The sequence below is a fragment of the Micromonospora sp. NPDC047753 genome, from assembly GCF_040642735.1.
Classification (GTDB): Bacteria; Actinomycetota; Actinomycetes; order Mycobacteriales; family Micromonosporaceae; genus Micromonospora.
The window spans coordinates 1-4625 of record NZ_JBEYSL010000513.1 but is presented as its reverse complement, the minus strand read 5'-3'; the positions used below and the strand labels follow the sequence as shown (position 1 = coordinate 4625).

The 4625-nt window shown below is 73.8% G+C and carries 4 protein-coding genes; 3 read left to right on the top strand and 1 reads right to left on the bottom strand.

Translation table 11 applies throughout. The features are described 5' to 3' along the window. Positions 1 to 555 precede the first annotated feature (555 nt). Entirely contained in the window at positions 556 to 1764 is a 1209-nt protein-coding gene (locus ABZ749_RS29785) for a DUF349 domain-containing protein (RefSeq protein ID WP_355009914.1), read from the bottom strand. Positions 1765 to 1914: 150 nt separating this feature from the next. Between ABZ749_RS29785 and ABZ749_RS29780 the strand changes: the two genes are divergently transcribed. Genes ABZ749_RS29780 through dapF form a run of 3 tightly spaced genes read left to right on the top strand, consistent with a single transcriptional unit; the run spans position 1915 to position 4434 of the window. Then, complete coding sequence (locus ABZ749_RS29780) at positions 1915 to 2682, top strand: hypothetical protein (protein WP_357233618.1); 768 nt, start codon at positions 1915 to 1917, stop codon at positions 2680 to 2682. After that, positions 2679 to 3590, top strand: coding sequence for a tRNA (adenosine(37)-N6)-dimethylallyltransferase MiaA (miaA, locus tag ABZ749_RS29775; protein WP_357233616.1), 912 nt, complete (start codon positions 2679 to 2681; stop codon positions 3588 to 3590). The genes ABZ749_RS29780 and miaA overlap by 4 nt, the downstream gene beginning before the upstream one ends. A gap of 7 nt (positions 3591 to 3597) precedes the next feature. Then, complete coding sequence (dapF, locus tag ABZ749_RS29770) at positions 3598 to 4434, top strand: diaminopimelate epimerase (RefSeq protein ID WP_357233614.1); 837 nt, start codon at positions 3598 to 3600, stop codon at positions 4432 to 4434. Positions 4435 to 4625: the final 191 nt, after the last annotated feature.

Genomic DNA, 4625 nt, shown 5'->3' with positions numbered 1-4625 from the left:
GTCCAGATCGGCTTCTGCACCCGCTGGGACCAGTCCTGGGTCACCATCCGCTCGATCGGCATGAGGGCGAAGGCCCGTGCCCCGTCAGCCGGTTCTCTCCGCGCTCCCGCGGCGCGCGCCGGCCCCCGCCCGTATTGCCCGCTTTGTACCGCGCGCCCCTTGAATAGCGCCCACCCGCCGACGCGCGGCGGCCGGCTCCCGGTCTCCCAGCACCCTCTTGGTCGTCAAGATCCGCGCAACATCAGGGATGTTGCTGTCTCCGGCCTGTCCGAGGCAGCAACATCCGGGAAATTGCGCAGATCTTGACCCGGACGCGGTGGCGGGGGCGCGGACCCAGGGGTGCCGGACCCGAGGGTGGCGGACCCGAGGGTGCGGACCCAAGGGGCGCGGAAGCGGCGGCGCGGGCTCGGGTGAGCGGGCGTTCGGACGACGGGGCGCGGGTGTTTGGAGCGCGGCGCGCGGGGGATTCGGGCCTGTATGGGCGCGGATGCCGGAGGCCGGACACGCAGGAGCCCCCGGTCCCGTTAAGGGCCGGGGGCTCCGGACGTCGTCAGCTCAGCCGGCCTGCTCGGCGAGTTGGAGGAACTGCCGCTTGGAGGCGAGGGCCTGCTCGGCCTCCTTGATCCGGCGTGCGTCCCCGGCGCTCTGCGCCCGGGCCAGCCGGTCCTCGGCCTCCGCAACCTGCGCCCGCATCTGGGCGAGCAGCGGGTTGTCTTCCTTGGTGGTGCGGCGCCACGCCGAGTCCATCACGTCACGGACCTTGTCGTCGATGACGCGCAGTCGACGCTCCAGCCCGGCGGCCGCCTCGCGGGGCACCCGGCCGGCCTCGTGCCACTGGGCCTGGATCTCCCGCAGCTTGGCCTGGGCGCCCTTCGGGTCGGCGTCGATGTCCAACGCCTCGGCCTCGGCGAGCAGGGCCTGCTTGCGCTCCAGGTTGCCGCGCTGCTCGTTGTCCCGTGCGGAGAAGACCTCGCTACGCCGGCTGAAAAAGGCGTCCTGCGCACCCCGGAACCGTTCCCAGAGCTTCTGCTCGGCCTCCTTGGAGGCGCGCGGGGCGGCCTTCCACTGGGTCATCAGGTCCTTGAGCTGGTTGGCGGTAGCGGCCCAGTCGGTGGAGTCCGCGAGCTTCTCCGCTTCGGCGACCAACTCCTCCTTGGCGGTCTGGGCCTGCTTGCGCTGCGAGTCGAGGGAGGCGAAGTGGGCACCGCGGCGGCGGGTGAAGCCGTCCCGGGCGGCGGCGAACCGCTTCCACAGCTCACCGTCGGCCTTCTTGTCGACCCCGCGGATGGTCTTCCACTCGTCGAGGATCTCCTTGAGCCGGTCGCCGGCGGTCTTCCACCCGGTGGATTCGGCGGCCAGCTTCTCGGCTTCCTCGACCAGCGCGGTCTTGCGGGCCAGGGCCTCACCTCGAGCGGCGTCCCGGGCGGCGCGCGCTTCGCCGGCCTTCTCCTCGGCGAGGGTCGCCAGCTTGTCCAGGCGGGTGGCCAGCGCGTCGATGTCGCCGACCACGTTGGCCTCGGGCAGCGTGGTCCGGATCCGCCGGATCGTGCTCAACGAGTGCCCGGCGTCCGCCGCACCCGACTTGAGTCGCGCCTCGGTCAGGTCCACCTCGGTCACCAGGTCGGCGAAGCGTCGTGCGAAGTGTGCCAGGCCCTCCTCCGGTGCTCCCGCCTGCCAGGATCCGACCACCCGCTCTCCCTCGGTGGTCTTGACGTACACGGTGCCGTCCGCGTCCACCCGTCCGAAGGCAGTCCAGTCGCTCATGTGCCCATCCTCGTTCTCCCGGCGTCGAGGGATCGATCCCCCGTCGCCGCCACGGCGCAGCCAAGTTGCTTCCGGCATTGTCACAGGTCCGACCCGGTCCGCGTCGAGCGCCTATCGCCGACCGTGACCATACGGTGTCCTAGGGGCCGAATGACCGGATCGGCGCGGAGACGCACCGGGGATTCCCGCTACGGTGGACGGGTGCCACTGGTCGCCGCCGCCGTCTGCCCGCATCCGCCCCTGCTCGTGCCCGAGGTGGCCGGCTCCGCAGCCCCGGAGTTGGACGTTCTGCGGGCGGCCTGTGACACCGCCGTACGCCGGCTGTTGACCACCGATCCGGACATGGTGGTCCTGGTGGGCACCGGCCCGGTGACCGGCCCGATCCGCACCCCGGGGACCGGTTCCCTCCAGCCGTGGGGTGTCGACCTGGACGTGCCGTTGGTGCCGGGCCAACCGGACCGGGGCGCGGTGCTGCCGTTGAGCCTGACCATCGGCGCGTGGTTGCTGGCCCGGCACGAAACCCGACCGCCGGTGACGGCCGTGCAGGTGGCCGCCGACGCCGGCCCGGCCGAGCTGGCCGCACTCGCCGACGAGGTCGGTGCCGCCGGTGACCGGGTGGCGTCGCTGGTGCTCGGGGACGGGTCGGCCTGCCGCGGGGAGAAAGCACCCGGGTACGACGACGCGCGTGCCCTCCCGTACGACCAGAGGGTTGCCGAAGCGCTGGCCGACGCGGACCTGGACGCCCTGCTCGACCTCGACCCGGTGGTGTCGACGGAGCTGAAGGCCGCCGGTCGCGCTCCCTGGCAGGTGCTCGCGGGCGCGGCCCGCGCTGCCGGTGGTGGGTGGCGCGGCGAGTTGCTGCACGACTCCGCTCCCTACGGGGTGGCGTACTTCGTGGCGTCCTGGGAGCGGGCGTGACAGGCCTGGTCGTCGCCGTGGTCGGCCCGACCGCGGCCGGCAAGTCCGCGCTGAGCATCGCGTTGGCGCATGCCCTGGACGGGGAGGTGGTCAACGCCGACTCGATGCAGCTCTACCGGGGCATGGACATCGGCACGGCGAAGCTGACCCTCGCCGAGCGGGACGGGGTGCCGCATCACCTGCTGGATGTCTGGGAGGTCACCGAGCCGGCGAGCGTCGCGGAGTACCAGCGGCTGGCCCGCGCGGCGGTGGACGACATCCTGTCGCGGGGGCGGGTGCCGCTGCTGGTCGGTGGCTCCGGGCTGTACGTGCGGGCGGTGCTGGAGCGCTTCGAGTTCCCCGGCACGGATGCGGCGCTGCGGGAGCGGCTGGAACGGGAGTTGGCCGAGGTCGGCCCGGCCCCTCTGTACGCGCGGCTGCGCGCCGCCGACCCGGTGGCCGCCGAGAGCATCCTGCCGGCCAACGGCCGGCGGATCGTGCGGGCCCTGGAGGTGATCGAGCTGACCGGTGCGCCGTTCGCCGCCTCGTTGCCGCAGCCCACGCCGTACTACCCGGCGGTGCAGCTCGGCGTCGACCTGGACACCGGTCTGCTGGACGAGCGGATTGCGCTGCGGGTGGACCGGATGTGGGCCGACGGCCTTGTGCCGGAGACCCGTGAGCTGGTCGGGCGCGGGCTGCCCGAGGGGCGGACGGCGAGTCGGGCGCTCGGCTACCAGCAGGTGCTGCGCCTGCTCGCCGGTGAGCTGACCGAGGCGCAGGCGCACGACGAGACGGTCCGGGCGACCCGGCGGTTCGTCCGTCGGCAGCGGTCCTGGTTCCGCCGCGACCCGCGGATCCACTGGCTGGACTCGACGACCCCGGACCTGATCGGGGCCGCCCTGCGTCTGGTGCCGGCTGCTGCGCGATGATGGTGCTGTGGAGTTCACCAAGGGCCACGGCACCGGCAACGACTTCGTCCTCCTTCCCGACCCGGACGGTCAGCTCGACCTGACCCCGGAGCTGGTCGCGGCGCTCTGCGACAGGCGTCGGGGCATCGGCGCGGACGGCGTCCTGCGGGTGGTCCGGGCGGCCAAGCATCCGGACGGCGCGGGTCTGGCCGGCGAGGCCGAGTGGTTCATGGACTACTGGAACGCCGACGGCTCGTTCGCCGAGATGTGCGGCAACGGCGCTCGGGTCTTCGTGCGCTACCTGCTCGACAGCGGGTTGGCCACGCCCGCCGGCGCGGCGTTGCCGGTGGCAACCCGGGCCGGCGTCGTGCGCGCGCTGGTCGAGGGCGACGCCGTGTCCGTCGAGATGCGTCGACCCCAGGTGTACGACAGTTCTGCCGCCACCCTCGGCGGGCTGACAATGACCGGTGCGGTGGTGGACGTCGGCAACCCGCACCTGGTCTGCGTCCTGCCGGCCGGCGTGGAGCTGTCGGCGCTGGACCTGACCGTCGCGCCCGGGTTCGACCCGGCGGTCTTCCCGAGCGGGGTGAACGTCGAGTTCATCGTGGCGGGCGACCCGGTCGACGGCACCGACGAGCACAGCCTGATGCGGGTGTACGAGCGCGGCAGCGCCGAAACCCTGTCCTGCGGGACCGGCGCCTGCGCGGTGGGCGCGGTGGCACTGCGCGACGCCGGCCTGGACACCGGCGTGGTCGCCGTCGACGTGCCCGGCGGTCGCCTGACAGTGACCGTCACCGAAACCTCTTGCTGGCTCTCCGGCCCGGCCGTCCTGGTGGCCACCGGCGAAGTAACCCTCCCCGCCTGACCACCCCCGCCGGCCCCCACCCCCGCGCCGGCCCCCCGGGTCGCCCCGCCCCCCGGGTCGCCCCGCCCCCGGGTCGCCCCGCCCCCGGGTCGCCCCGCCCCCGGGTCGCCCCGCCCCCCGGGTCGCCCCGCCCCCGGGTCGCCCCGCCCCCCGGGTCGCCCCAGGTCGCCGCGCAGCTCCTCGATCGTGTC

Excerpts from the sequence above, each read along its gene's own strand:
- ABZ749_RS29785 (WP_355009914.1), bottom strand. The coding sequence starts at position 1,764 with ATGAGCGACTGGACTGCCTTCGGACGGGTGGACGCGGACGGCACCGTG.
- ABZ749_RS29780 (WP_357233618.1), top strand. The coding sequence starts at position 1,915 with ATGACCGGATCGGCGCGGAGACGCACCGGGGATTCCCGCTACGGTGGA.